The organism is candidate division WOR-3 bacterium (assembly GCA_039802205.1).
In the GTDB taxonomy this organism is placed as follows: Bacteria; Hydrothermota; Tepidihabitantia; order SM23-42; family JAOAFX01; genus JAOAFX01.
The window spans coordinates 1-13819 of record JBDRWD010000011.1 but is presented as its reverse complement, the minus strand read 5'-3'; the positions used below and the strand labels follow the sequence as shown (position 1 = coordinate 13819).

Annotated in this window: 12 protein-coding genes and 1 rRNA gene; 7 read left to right on the top strand and 6 right to left on the bottom strand. The window is 43.0% G+C overall.

Translation table 11 applies throughout. The annotated features are described in order from the left end of the window. Positions 1-2: 2 nt before the first annotated feature. The 4 genes from ABIL39_03790 to ABIL39_03775 are packed head-to-tail and all read left to right on the top strand — an operon-like array spanning position 3 to position 3067. Positions 3-1244 (top strand): 3-isopropylmalate dehydratase large subunit, encoded by a 1242-nt coding sequence (locus ABIL39_03790; protein ID MEO0165242.1) that lies wholly within the window; start codon positions 3-5, stop codon positions 1242-1244. 51 nt (positions 1245-1295) lie between these two features. Further along, a complete protein-coding gene (locus tag ABIL39_03785; GenBank protein MEO0165241.1) occupies positions 1296-1817 on the top strand; it encodes a 3-isopropylmalate dehydratase small subunit in 522 nt (173 codons plus the stop codon). Further along, positions 1807-2364, top strand: coding sequence for a DUF366 family protein (locus ABIL39_03780; protein ID MEO0165240.1), 558 nt, complete (start codon positions 1807-1809; stop codon positions 2362-2364). The genes ABIL39_03785 and ABIL39_03780 overlap by 11 nt, the downstream gene beginning before the upstream one ends. A 4-nt stretch (positions 2365-2368) precedes the next feature. Continuing rightward, positions 2369-3067, top strand: a complete 699-nt coding sequence (locus tag ABIL39_03775) for a 7-carboxy-7-deazaguanine synthase QueE (GenBank protein ID MEO0165239.1) — start codon at positions 2369-2371, stop codon at positions 3065-3067. 12 nt (positions 3068-3079) lie between these two features. Here ABIL39_03775 and ABIL39_03770 read toward each other — a convergent pair whose 3' ends face one another. The 4 genes from ABIL39_03770 to ABIL39_03755 are packed head-to-tail and all read right to left on the bottom strand — an operon-like array spanning position 3080 to position 5357. After that, the gene (locus ABIL39_03770; protein MEO0165238.1) at positions 3080-4264 is read right to left on the bottom strand and encodes an FprA family A-type flavoprotein; all 1185 of its coding nucleotides are present in this window, start codon (positions 4262-4264) and stop codon (positions 3080-3082) included. Between the two features lie 20 nt (positions 4265-4284). Continuing rightward, complete coding sequence (locus ABIL39_03765; protein MEO0165237.1) at positions 4285-4800, bottom strand: flavin reductase family protein; 516 nt, start codon at positions 4798-4800, stop codon at positions 4285-4287. Continuing rightward, a complete protein-coding gene (gene trxA / locus ABIL39_03760) occupies positions 4797-5117 on the bottom strand; it encodes a thioredoxin (protein MEO0165236.1) in 321 nt (106 codons plus the stop codon). The genes ABIL39_03765 and trxA overlap by 4 nt, the downstream gene beginning before the upstream one ends. 15 nt (positions 5118-5132) lie before the next feature. Then, on the bottom strand, positions 5133-5357 hold the full coding sequence (locus tag ABIL39_03755) for a NifU family protein (protein ID MEO0165235.1): 225 nt from the start codon (positions 5355-5357) through the stop codon (positions 5133-5135). Positions 5358-5495: 138 nt separating this feature from the next. Here ABIL39_03755 and ABIL39_03750 point away from each other — a divergent pair, with 138 nt between their 5' ends. From ABIL39_03750 to ABIL39_03740, 3 genes are all read left to right on the top strand, one after another. Beyond that, positions 5496-6002: a CvpA family protein gene (locus ABIL39_03750; protein MEO0165234.1), complete on the top strand. Its 507-nt coding sequence runs from the start codon at positions 5496-5498 to the stop codon at positions 6000-6002. Then, positions 5980-6720, top strand: a complete 741-nt coding sequence (locus ABIL39_03745) for an SAM-dependent chlorinase/fluorinase (protein ID MEO0165233.1) — start codon at positions 5980-5982, stop codon at positions 6718-6720. Before ABIL39_03750 ends, ABIL39_03745 begins: the two co-directional genes overlap by 23 nt. Positions 6721-7216: 496 nt before the next feature. Then, positions 7217-8786: ribosomal RNA gene (locus tag ABIL39_03740) — 16S ribosomal RNA — on the top strand. A 254-nt stretch (positions 8787-9040) separates the two neighbouring features. Here ABIL39_03740 and ABIL39_03735 read toward each other — a convergent pair. Both ABIL39_03735 and ABIL39_03730 read right to left on the bottom strand, forming a co-directional pair. After that, a complete protein-coding gene (locus ABIL39_03735; GenBank protein MEO0165232.1) occupies positions 9041-13249 on the bottom strand; it encodes a T9SS type A sorting domain-containing protein in 4209 nt (1402 codons plus the stop codon). Positions 13250-13281: 32 nt separating this feature from the next. Further along, positions 13282-13743: a PepSY domain-containing protein gene (locus tag ABIL39_03730; GenBank protein MEO0165231.1), complete on the bottom strand. Its 462-nt coding sequence runs from the start codon at positions 13741-13743 to the stop codon at positions 13282-13284. Positions 13744-13819: the final 76 nt, after the last annotated feature.

Sequence of the window (13819 nt, the reverse complement as noted above, 5' to 3'; positions counted from 1 at the left end):
ATATGACTATCGTCGAAAAAATTTTAGCCAGAGCGAGCGGGAAGAAAAAAGTCGTTCCCAATGAGATAGTGATGGCGCGGGTAGATGTGGCAATGAGCCATGAGAATGCGGATGTGGTGTTGAGGGCATTCCAGGAAATTGGAGTAAAAAAAGTCTGGGACCCCGAAAAGATTGTGATTCTATTCGACCACCGAATTCCTGCCGAGTCGGAGAGAACCGCTACCACTCATAAGAGAATCCGGGAATTCGTAAAAGAGCAGAGGATAAAATATTTTTATGATTTAAAAGAAGGCATTTGTCACCAGATACTTCCCGAATTTGGTCATTGCCGACCAGGAGAGGTTTTGGTGGGGACTGATTCTCATACTACAACACATGGTGCATTTGGGACTTTCGCCACTGGAATCGGCGGCACGGAGATGGCGGGTGTCTGGGCTACTGGGGAATTATGGCTCAAGGTGCCGGAGTCTATTAAGATTTATGTGCAAGGAAAATTTCGGAAATATGTGTCTGCCAAGGATTTGATTCTTTATATCATCGGACAATTAAAGGCGGATGGTGCGGATTATAAATCCGTGGAATTCTGGGGTCCGACAATCTCCCAAATGTCCATTGCTTCTCGGATGGTACTTACCAATCTGTCTATGGAGATGGGGGCAAAGAATGCCTTTGTTTCTCCGGATGAAAAGACGATTGAATTTGTGCGCAAAAGGACACAAAAAAAATTTCAGGTGGTATTACCCGATAAGGATGCCGAATATTGCCAGACATTAAACTACGATGTTAGTGACCTCCGACCTCAGATTGCCTGTCCCCATGCGGTTGATAATGTTAAACCGGTGATGGAAGTTGCGGGATTGAAGATCCATCAGGTGCTCATCGGTTCTTGCACCAACGGACGATTGGAGGACTTAAAAATTGCTGCTCAAATCCTTGAGGGCAAAAAGGTCCATCCGGAGGTGCGCCTTTTAATTATTCCCGCTTCGCGCCAGGTTTATCTTGAGGCCTTAAAAGCCGGTTACATTGAGATATTCATCAAAGCCGGAGCACTGGTTTTAAATCCGGGTTGTGGTCCTTGTTTGGGTGCGCACCAGGGTTTGCTCGCAGCAGGTGAGGTATGCCTTTCTACGACAAACCGCAATTTCAAAGGCCGGATGGGCAGTCCGGATTCATTTATTTATCTGGCATCACCGGCCACTGCTGCATTTTCGGCAATCAAAGGCGAAATCACTGAACCACAATGAAAAAATTTCTTCTTTTAGAACTTTTTAAGGTTCTCATCGAGGTGTTAGCATATGATCAGGGGAAAGGTCTATAAATTTGGAAACAACATCAATACCGATGATATCTATCCGGGTCGGTACCTCTCCATCACCACCGACCGCCAGGAGATGGCAAAACATTGCTTTGAACTTGCCTATCCTGATTTCCTGAAGACCGCAAAACCTGGAGATATCATCGTCGCGGGCAAAAATTTCGGCTGCGGTTCCTCCCGGGAACAGGCGGCAACCTGTCTCAAATACTTCGGAATAAGTCTGGTGATTGCCGAATCATTTGCCCGGATATTTTACCGCAATGCGATAAATCTGGGATTGCCCATAATGATTGCCAAAGAGATAACTCAAAAAGTTGAACACAATGACATTCTGGAGGTAGATTTGAAAAGGGGTGTAATAAAAAATACCCGCACTAAAGAAGAAATCCAGGGGGTACCCTTACCTCAATTTATTCTTGAGATTTTGGATGCAGGGGGACTGGTGCCTTATTTGAAAAAAAGATTAACTTCAACTGAAAAGGGGGAAATAAATGAGATATAGACTCATCAAAGATGAAATTGCCTATACCGGGGAGCAATTGCGGAGTAATTTTGCCTATACCACTTTTGGGATCGTTGGGGACTCCATCATTGCTTTTTGTGGTCCTTGCGATGTAAAACTCAAAGAGATGGTGGATATTGAAGATTTGAAGGCGGGTAAGGCAATCTACTCTGAATACATGCTCCATTTTATCGTTGAACATTATGATACTGACATTGAGAAGATTATTCTCCGACAACTGCTGCTTACCTGTATTGTGCGCGATGCGATAAACGAAATAAAAGGAAGACTCATTGTTAGAAGGGTCAATTCCGACCTTTATGAAGATGATGCTAAACTTTCTATTTCGGTTGCTACTGTTTCGCCACTTTCCTCGCTCATCCATTTTGGAATAAATATTACCTCTACCAACACCCCGGTGAAAACCAAAGGTTTAAAGGATTACGACATTGAACCTTATGAGTTTGCTAATCTCGTAATGGACCGTTATACAAAAGAAATTGAGAAGATTAACATCGCCCGGTGTAAGGTTAAATGGGTGCAGTGAGTGTTTGTCATTAAAAGTTATGCCGGGCTTTATTCGGGAGATATTTACCTCCATACAGGGAGAGGGGATCAGGGTCGGACAACGGATGAGTTTTATCCGTTTTTTGGGTTGCAACCTTTCCTGTAACTATTGTGATGTGCCGGAATGTCAGAAGAAAGAAGGTGTCTTAGTATATCAAAAGAAACACTATCCCAATCCCGTGGAATTAAGTTTTATCTTAGATAAAATCCCCGAAAAAATTATCGTTCTCACCGGCGGCGAACCGTTGCTCCAACCATTATTTTTGCTCGACCTTTGCAATGAGTTAAAAAAAATGGATAAGTTGATCTATCTGGAGACGAATGGCACCCTGCCTGGTGCTTTTGAAATGGTTGCAGACAAAATAGATATTATTGCACTCGACTTCAAGATACCTACGGCTACCGGTCGCCCGGCAATGTGGAAAAAACATGAAGAGATGCTCAAGCGGGCTGCAAAAAAAGAGGTATTTGTGAAGATTGTGATAAATGAAAATTTCATCCCCCGCGAGCTGGACCAGGTTGTTTCAATAATAGAAAAGGTAAATGATAATATTCCCTTGGTAATTCAACCGGTCTTCAACCGACGGATTCCCAATCTTCTTGATATCCAGAAAAAAGCCCTGGAAAGATTGAATGATGTGCGGATAATACCGCAGGTCCACAAATACCTGCGATTAGAGTAATCAGAAAATTTTCTAAACTATGCCTAACGAGCGGTGTTTTTCGAGGATACCATCGGCGAGGGCATCAAGGGCTTTGAAATCTGCTTGTTTTGGATAACCTTTAGCAATCACCGGTGTGATTAGTTCTATTTCCAAATTGGATATCAATTCTTTTATCTTTTCCAGCATCTTACCGCCCCAGGAATATGAACCGATTATTGAAGCAAATTTCGTCTTTGGTCTCAATGCGTTGCATAAATAGGCTGCGTAAAATGCTAATGGATGTGGTCCAGTGAGCACGGTTGGAGTTCCAATCACTATCGTTGCCGCATCAACGAGTGCCATCGCCAGTTCACCAATATCTGTCTTTGTTAGGTTAAATGGTTTGATGGTGATACCCCGTTCCATTATGGCATCGATAAAATATTCCGCCATTTTTTCTACACTGCCATGCATTGAAACATATGGAAATACCACTTCATTTTTGACATTATCTGATGTCCAATCTTTGTAGGCATTGATGATAAATTCGGGTCTATTATAAACTGGGCCATGACTTGGTGCGATGATATCAATTTGAAAATCACTCAACTTTTGTAGATGCCTTTGGATATTCTTTCTGAAAGGCATCATAATCTCGGCGTAATATCTTTTTGCCGATTCATAAACTTTTGCTTCATCAGTTGCGTATAAATCACTCGTTGCAAAATGGGAACCAAATAAATCGCATGTGAACAGGATTTTTTCTTCTTTTAAATATGTAAGCATCGTTTCGGGCCAATGAACCCAGGGTGCAAAAATAAATTGCAGGGTGCGGCTGCCGAGGGACAATGTTTCGTTATCATCCACTTTAATGAATTTATCTTCCGGAACCAATAATAGGTCCATAAGCATGCCCTTGCATTTTTCATTCGTTACCACTTTTGCCATTGGAAACACTTTTAACACCCTTGGTATACCGCCTGAATGGTCTTGTTCTGCATGGTGTGAAATGATATAATCAATTTTCTGAATATTTAATTTTCTTAGATTTTCTATCAATTCATTTTCTTTCGTCGGGTCAACCGCATCAATGAGGGCAGTCTTTTCCGAGCCAATAATTAAATAAGAATTATAACTCGTTCCATCAGGTAAGGGGATTAATTCATCAAAAAGTCGGCGGTCCCAGTGATTGGCACCCACACAATAGATTTTATCTTTTATTTCCCGAATATGCATTTAACCTCCTTTGGGACAACTCATTTATTTTCTGGTAGATAGGTAGTAGCGGTCTTGGGGACTTTCAATTTCAATTCCTTATGGTAATAATCATAAGTAAGAGGTTCTCCACTTTCCACCATTATTTCTGCTTCCAACACCTTGCCGATAAACAGGGTATGCGTTCCACAATCAATGCTATTAACTACCTCGCATTCAATAAAACCCAGTATGTTATCGATGATGATTGGGGCGCCGGTCTTACCCAATTTAAAATTCACATCTTTGAATTTATCTATTTCACGTCCAGACCGGAAGCCGAATTGTCCAATGAATTTGGGTGGGGTTGTTTTGGTAAGAATGTTAATAGTGAAAACTTTGCTGCTTTTGATATATTCATGGGTTAGATTCTGTTTGTTGATTGAAATTCCCATCTGGGGTGGGTGGGCAGTTATCTGAAAAACAGTGTTGACGATTTGACCGTTTATTTTTTCATCTTTTCGGGAAGTGACAACATAAATGCCATAGGATACCAGATGGAGTGCCTTTAGATTCATAAAATCTTTTGAATCTTTTTCACGATTTCTTCTTTGGGCACTGCGCCAACAATCTCATCTACTACTTTGCCGCTTTTGAATATTTTGATATTGGGAATAGACATGATCCGGTATTCCGCGGTCTTTTCCGGATTTTCATCAACATTGATTTTGGCGACTATCAATCGACCTTTGTATTCTTCAGCGATTTCATCGATGGTGGGAGCAACCATCCGGCAGGGTCCGCACCAGGGTGCCCAAAAGTCAACCAACACTGGTAATTCTGCGTTTTTTACTTCCTGATCAAAGGTGGCATCGGTTAAATGGACTACCGGCACATTACCTCCTGTGTTTTAAAAAACCTGTTCCACCGCCTTGATTTCTGGAATGGCGTCTTTTAATCTTTTTTCAATCGCCATCTTCAAGGTTAACATACTCATCGGGCAACCACCACAGGCGCCCGTCAGTTTTACCTTAACCGTTCCATCCGGCGTAACCTCAACCAGTTCTACATCGCCGCCATCCATCTGCAGATTTGGTCTTATTTCGGCAAGGATCTGTTCGACCTTTTCTTTCATTTTATACCCCCTTTATGGTCTACTATATTTTGATTAAAAACACCAGATAAAGTTTAGCACAATCCACCTCTAAGCATAACTAAAAAAAGAGCGATGTCAAGATTGACAGTCCTCGGAAAAATATTTATAATTTAAATCATGTGCGTAGTTGATATTGTGATTCTAATTCTTATTATAGTGCTAATCATCCAAGGTCTTGTGGTAGGCTTCGTGCGGAGTATTTTTGACCTGACCGGCATAATCCTTGGTATTTTTCTTGCCCTGGAGTATTCCGAACGGTTAAGTATCCCCAAATATCTCGCTTTTTTAATTATTTTTTTGCTCACGGTTATAGTGATCTCCCTGCTGGGAAGATTGCTCGCCCGATTGATCCATCTGACACCACTTGGAATTATGGACCGCTTAATGGGCGGCGGACTCGGTTTTATAAAGGGGTTGTTCTTTAGTTTTGTGCTGATAATCTTTTTATTTCTGTTTGGCAAAGAAAGATTGATGGCAAAGTGTGAGATCGCTCCAATGATTTTTAAAAGTGGCATGGCTATCGCACAACTGTTACCTGAAAAATGGTATAAATGGTTGAAAAAGATCACCAGGAAGGAAGAACGGTTTAAGGTTGAGGGGTATGATTATCACTTTTACATCTGATTTTGGCAATAAGGATTGGTTTGTTGCGGCAGTTAAGGGTGAAATACTTAGGATAAATCCGAGTGTCCAGATCGTTGATATCACACACGATTTGAAACCATTTGATATAAAAGGTGCGGCCTTTGTATTAAAAATGGTTTACAAAAATTTTCCTGAAGGAACAATTCATCTCGCGGTCGTTGACCCTGGGGTTGGGAGCAGGAGGAAGCCGTTGGTAGTCTTTTCTGATGGTTATTATTTTGTTGGACCTGATAACGGCATATTTTCCTACATTTATAACAATACTCCAATTGTTTATGAGATAAAAATGCACCAGAAAATTAGTCGCACATTTCATGCCCGCGATATTTTTGGCCCAGCCGCGGCAAAGATTAGTCTCGGGATTGCACCCGAAAAAATCGGCCGGCGGATAAATGAATTTTATAAATTCCCTTTTCCCCGGATAAAGAGAGTCAAAAACCGGATTTATGGAGAGGTCGTTTATATTGACAACTTTGGAAATTTGATAACGAATATTCCCATTAATATACCATTGAAAAAAATTGAAATCTCCGAATTTGGGCGATTTCCGATAAAAAAGTTTTATGCCCAAGGTGAGGCGGGCGAAATTTTCGGGATAAAAGGGAGTTCAAACTACTATGAGATTGCCGGGTTTAAAAAGAGTGCTTATGAGACTTTAAAAATTAACCCAGGAGATGAAGTTATCGGCATATTATAGATTTTGTTTTTTCCGAAAGCCCAACCTCATCCCTCTATAATTAATTGTTAGGATTGACATCCAAACTTGCATTTTTCCTGAGTTCCCTCCACTTTTTGTCAAATCATTTTTATGCGCTAAATTATTAGCGGTAGCCGCACCCTTCAAGGTGCGAAATACCCTCGGATTCAAAAAAATTTATCCGCAGGCTAAAGCCTGCGCCTACCATTTTCCCGGTTACCACCTCAGGTTGGCAATTTAAGCAAGGCTAAAGCCTTGCCCTACAAAAGTACCCAGCGCTAAATCATTGATTACCCTTACAAATCTTGCCTATAAGTTTCATCCTTCCTTCGCAAGATATAAAAAATATGGATAACTCAGGCATTTTTCCCCTTGACTTTTTTTTGGTTTTGATTATAATATATATGCTCAAGTTTAAAAATTATTAGATTTGGTCTTTGACAATCTGCCTTTTGAGAATTGTCCAGGGTATTGGGTCCCAGAAATTTTGATTATCCTTCTGGAGAGTTTGATCCTGGCTCAGGACTAACGCTGGCGGCGTGTCTTAGACATGCAAGTCGAACGGACATCCTGTTGTAGCAATACAGCAGGGTGTTAGTGGCGAACGGGTGAGTAATACAAAGGTAACTTACCCTGGAGTGGGGCATAACCCTGCGAAAGTGGGGCTAATTCCCCATATGCTCACAGGACGCAAGTCCTGGGAGGAAAGGCTTCGGTCGCTCCAGGATAGGCCTTTGGCCCATCAGCTAGTTGGTAGGGTAACGGCCTACCAAGGCGATGACGGGTAGGGGGTGTGAGAGCACGTCCCCCCACATGGGAACTGAGACACGGTCCCAACTCCTACGGGAGGCAGCAGTCTAGAAATTTGCGCAATGGGCGAAAGCCTGACGCAGCGACGCCGCGTGGGGGATGGAGTCCTTCGGGATGTAAACCCCTGTTGCTGGGGACGATGATGACGGTACCCAGCGAGGAAGCCACGGCTAACTCCGTGCCAGCAGCCGCGGTAATACGGAGGTGGCGAGCGTTGTCCGGAATCACTGGGCGTAAAGGGTGTGTAGGCGGTCTGGTGTGTCGGGTGTGAAAGCCTCCGACTCAATCGGAGGATTGCATCCGAAACTACCGGACTTGAGGCCGTGAGGGGAGAGTGGAACTCGCGGTGTAGCGGTAGAATGCGTGGATATCGCGAGGAATGCCGATGGCGAAGGCGGCTCTCTGGTGCGGTCTCCTTTTGGAGAGCCGGTTGGTTGTTATCTTCGGATAGCGATCAATCGGTCCTGACGCTGAAACACGAAAGCTGGGGGAGCAAACGGGATTAGATACCCCGGTAGTCCCAGCCCTAAACGATGTGCACTTGGCATATGCCGATAAGGTGTGTGCCGGAGGTAACCTGTTAAGTGCACCGCCTGGGGACTACGGCCGCAAGGTTGAAACTCAAAGGAATTGACGGGGACCCGCACAAGCGGTGGAGTATGTGGTTTAATTCGAGGCAACGCGAAGAACCTTACCTGGGCTTGACATGCTGGTGGTACTGAGCCGAAAGGCGAGGGACCCTGCTTCGGCAGGGAGCCAGCACAGGTGCTGCATGGCTGTCGTCAGCTCGTGCCGTGAGGTGTTAGGTTAAGTCCTGCAACGAGCGCAACCCCTGCCCTTAGTTGCCATCTTGCCCTTTTAGGGGTGAAGGCACTCTAAGGGGACTGCCTCGGTTAACGGGGAGGAAGGTGGGGATGACGTCAAGTCATCATGGCCTTTATGCCCAGGGCTACACACGTACTACAGTGCCTGTTACAATGGGGAGCGAAGCCGTGAGGCTGAGCAAATCCCACCAAAGACAGGCATGGTTCGGATTGCGGGCTGCAATTCGCCCGCATGAAGCCGGAATCGCTAGTAATCGCAGATCAGCATGCTGCGGTGAATACGTTCTCGGGTCTTGTACACACCGCCCGTCAAGCCATGGGAGCCGACAATACCCGAAGTCCCGCTTTAGCGGGATGAAGGTAGGGTCGGTGACTGGGGCTAAGTCGTAACAAGGTAGCCGTACGGGAACGTGCGGCTGGATCACCTCCTTTCAAAGAGAAAAAATTGACCCAATACCCTGGATTTTTTTATATCAAAATTCCAAATCCCAGAACCCAAACGATATTTAAATCCCAATCACTAATCGTTGCATTAGCAAGCTAATGCATTCTCAATTTTTGCAGAGCGCTCTCTCTTACTGCGATTTTTTTATTTATTGCAGAGCAATCTCTGCCACCACATTATCTCATATGAGGTTATACGGTTTTGCTGCCCGTTTTTTCAGTTCGCTGTTTGTTTCGGCACCTCAACGAAGAAGAATTGCCTTTTCCACTTTTTGATAGCCATCGGTCTCAAGTCTAACAAAATAAACCCCGGCTGATAATCCATCGGGCTTTATCAAGACCTCGTTTATTCCAATTTTCGATTTGATTATTTCCTGCGAATGCACCAGCCTGCCACAGACATCATAGAGTTTGATTGTTAACTTGCGATTGTCCGGGGAATTATACCGAATCTTAAAAATCCCCTTTGTCGGATTGGGATATATCTTATCAAAATAAAATGGCCTTGTAATCTGTGCCTCGCTACCCTGTGGACCACCGCCACCAACCTCTTCTGCATAAATCTCAAATCCTGAAAGGACTGCAATCGTGCCATTTAAGACCTTTACTTTTATCGTAATCTCATTATCTTGAACGCAGGCATCTGGAATCCAGGATTCCTCTATTATTTTTTCTCCTGGTTTTACCCATTTATTATGGTGAAAGATATCATCAATATTGAACTGCAATTTTATTTTATTCTGCTCCTCATGATACCAGGTCCAGCGAATCCTGTATTTTGTATGCGGCGAATGCAAGGTTAAATGATAGACCAATTCTGTGCTGTCATAATCAAATGTCTTATAGTCTTCAGTCCCCAATACCTTATACCCGTCCCTCTGGACCAGAATCGGCACCGGTGTCTCAGTTCCCATATCAAAGGCATACTTTGGCGCGACTTCGGTCAGGGGTAGATTGAGATAGTAGATATTGCCGATTGAATCAATCTCACTATACTCGGTCCAGACCAGGTCAATTGATGGAGGCTTTGGGTTGAATAGAATCTGGGGATAGGAAATCAAATCTGTAGAATAGTTTATTTCTATTGGATTTATTGTGCCACTTGCCGGAATCGCACCATAGTATAGATGGGAAATACCATCTTCTCGCTTTGTCCAGGTCAAATACTGTCCACTTGAAATCGGACTCTCACAACTCGCCACAGCCTGGGTCTCGCTCAAATTTTCTGTCCCAGTCCAGCCATAACGATACTTTATACTCTCCGCATCGCACCAGAAATGGTCAATCTGGTCCTCACGCATTGTAATAAATGGATAATCAATCCCATTGCCTGGATAGAACTCTCTGGTAATTACCGTATCTACAATCCGATAATACCTCAATGAATCACCCCTCCCCTCCCATAAGATATGCACCACACCATCATTATCAACCGCAATTGATGGAGAAACCAATGAATCCTTCACTATCTCACGATACCTAAATGTATCAACAGGAATGATGGGGAATGAATATGAGTCAATTATTTGATACTGGAAGTTTTCCGGATGATTGAGCGAGAATTTGCCATAGACCAGTGCCTGACCCTGACGTAGAATCATCATTATCACATAACCACTATCAGAGAGTGGATGGAATTGTGGTCCAAAGATTGACTCAAAGGTAAAATAGCCGATTGTATCTTTTATTGCAAATGAAGGTGCACCAATCCCCCATAAGAATGAGTTATAGGTATGGGCAACTGGAAAATCAGAGACTGTCCAGCCAGTTGCATCCCTCTTTGCGAATCTCAACTCCTCAAGGAATGCAGGGTATGGTTCATTGTGGGCATAGATAGAATAGAGATTGCCATCACCCGATAATAATGACGGATACATCCCCTGGGCAACGAACTCCGGCTCTGCCCAGCTCGTATCCTGTAAGAAAGTATGATAGATATTATTCCCGCTCGTAAATGCCAGATGCAAAACTCCACTCGCATCCCGAATCAACCGCCTTGAATTGTTATAAGCCGTGAATTCTACAGGTGGGCCAGATGGTAAAGAATATATGATATCCCAATAATGCGGTAGTCTTAAAGGTATTGGTTTAATAAGAAATGCGATTTTGTATAATCCAGTAACTGAGGTATTCCGCTGAGTAGCCAACAATACTGTTGGGGTAGTCCCACCCGGCAATGGCACCGCATCGTAATAGCGCGTGTTTGCAGTAAGAAGAGTAGCAAGCGTAGAAAACACACTCGGTTGCACACCAAAAATATTACCTGGTTCAGGTGTAAAAGTTCCTTTAAAAAGCACAGCATTATTATGGGTTATTCTTGGAAAATACACATTATTCCCCACTGCAGGGTCTTGAGTTACTATTATACTATTCCCCCACCCAGAATTGGTGCGCTCCCTGTAATATATTTCACCGCTTGAAGCCCAAACTACACGCACATTATTCACGGAACTCGCAATAATATCAGGTGCATCACCGCCGCCTACGGTCTCTATGCTTCCATCGGGACCTGCATATTTTATTGAGTGGCCCATATAACGGTGTATCCAAACAAGATGGGGATTTCCCAGCGGGTCGGTGGTTATTGAAATACCCTGGGGGCCAGCAGTATTATATACCACAGGATTTGAAGCCACAGGATTATCATAATTAAATTCCACTCGCTTCACTTTACCGGCACTATAAGTTGAATCTTCAACATAAGCGATATAAACCAAATCCGAAGGGCTTATTGCGATTGAAGGGTATAACCTATTAGGTTTTGTCAATAGTGCGAACTTATGGATATTTCCGGAAATATCCTGATATGCGTATGTAAGCATATGATTGCCCTGTGCGTTAGTCTCATCCCACACAAAACAGGGATGATTGTATGAGTTAATTGCCAAGGAGGGCGTAGATGGATTTTGCTCAGTAAGTGGAATGGCTAATTGCCAGGTTGTGCCATTGTTGGTTGATTTTGTATACCATATTCTGCCATGATGAACCAATACCAAATGGCAGGCTCCATCATTTGCTCGCCTTAAACTACGACAGTTGAAGTATCCCGCATTGTGAACATGATTGCCAATCGCTTTGAGGCTATCCGTAAAGATGCCGGGGGCCGATGGGATGACAACCGAATTTGAAGTATCAGAGATGTAATTGCCCGTAAATGCCCTTACCCGATATCTGACCTGTTGACCAGAATAGTTTTCAATATCATCATCATACCAGGATGTCTCATTTGGTCCAGTGGTGTGAACCACTGAATAACTTCCAGTGCCAATCTTCTTTTCAATTTTAAACCCCTCCTCGTCTGGCAAATCATCAGTCCAATAGATCTGCACGCCTTCATAAACCACAGGATTTGCAAAAAGGTCGTAGGGTGCCCAAATCGTTTGAACTGTAATTGTATTTGATGGTCCAGAGCGTAAAGAGCCTTTATAAGCTACGACCCTATATTGATAGGTTTTTGCTGGCTGCAAATTCTCATCGTGACACCACAAATAGGGTGTGGGTGGTAAATCTATCCACCCCGTTTCCTGAGTCCAGCGCTGTACAATAAATCCATCTTCACCATAAGGAATGCGATCCCATTCTAAATAAATCTTGTCAGCCTCTATAAGCGTGGAATGAAGATTATATGGATGCGGAAGATAATCAGTTAGCGTAATTCCATGGTTTTTAAAGGCATGTAAAATCTCCGGGTCGTGTGGAGTTCCATCCGATAAATTGGCATTGTCATCATCAGCAATGAGTGTGTTTTCTAAATACTCGAAGAAATCAACAGGTTGAGGAACAATACGCAGCGCCTTTAAAAATAAGTAATCTCCCCTATATTTACCTAAATAAGTTCTAAGATCCCACACAGCACCAGCGATGATCTGACCATCATGATGGGCTTCATTAATCATGTTATAAGGATACATAAGTTGATTATCTAAATTTCTTGGTAAACTGCCCGGGATTGGCACATCCTCACCAGATAGGCAATCATCGTTTATTGTGCAAGCTAAATAATCTGCAAAACCTTCTTCCATCGCGCGACTCTGAGAAGTAGGATTTGTCCCACCAATAAAATCTTTCCCATAGACATTCCAAATAATATGATGGCCATACTCGTGATAAATGCAGTCACTTGATAATGCCCAATGATAATTATAATAGCGTGTAAACCATAATTCTTCGGTAGATGGGTTATAATATGGTGATTCGCCGTCATATTCACTTACCCAAACTTTAATTGGATAACCAGCACCATAATACCAAAAAGGTTCATCCATTATTATCTTACCAATTCTCGTTGTGTGCCAATAAGCATTGATTGCTTCTTCCTCTTGTGAGCCTTGGCTCTCAGACCAGATATAATCATAATGGCGACTTCCGGCACTGGGAAATGTATAGAAATGAGAAGCAATTGGTGCATTATGTATCCACGGTGGAATAGCATCAAACCATTTTTTCCACATTTCTGAAATAAAAAACCCGGCAAGTTTAATTTCTAATTGATTTGTTGATTGCGAAGTGTATCCTTGGTCATAATAGTAACCGACGGCATTCGTATAGAAAATATGATAATATCCCGGATCAATGTTATAATAAGTTTTTCAAAAGGAAAAAGCCGACAATCTGGCGAATCATAACGATATTCCGGTCGGATTACCCCCATCACATGCCCATCAATAGTCCAATTACCATGAAAAATCAAATCAAATTCTTTCAAAATTTTACCAGTGACGGCATCAATTAGGATTCTCTTGCTATTTCTGGAACCCACTATTTCATTTGAGCAAGCGATTGAAATATCCCACACTAAGTAGTAACTTATTACGCTGTCCATTTCTAAAGGGCAAATGCACAAAGTTGCTGTGTGCACTTGCACCGCTCCTGTGGTTTCAAGCCTTTGCTCCGCGATATTTATTGCTGATTCTTTGGAGACCTTAGATTCTAAGGCAACATTCATGTCCTGAGTACTCCTCACTTTTTCCTCCCCCTTTGATGGGGGAGGATTAAGGTGGGGGTGATAAAAATGGATTTGT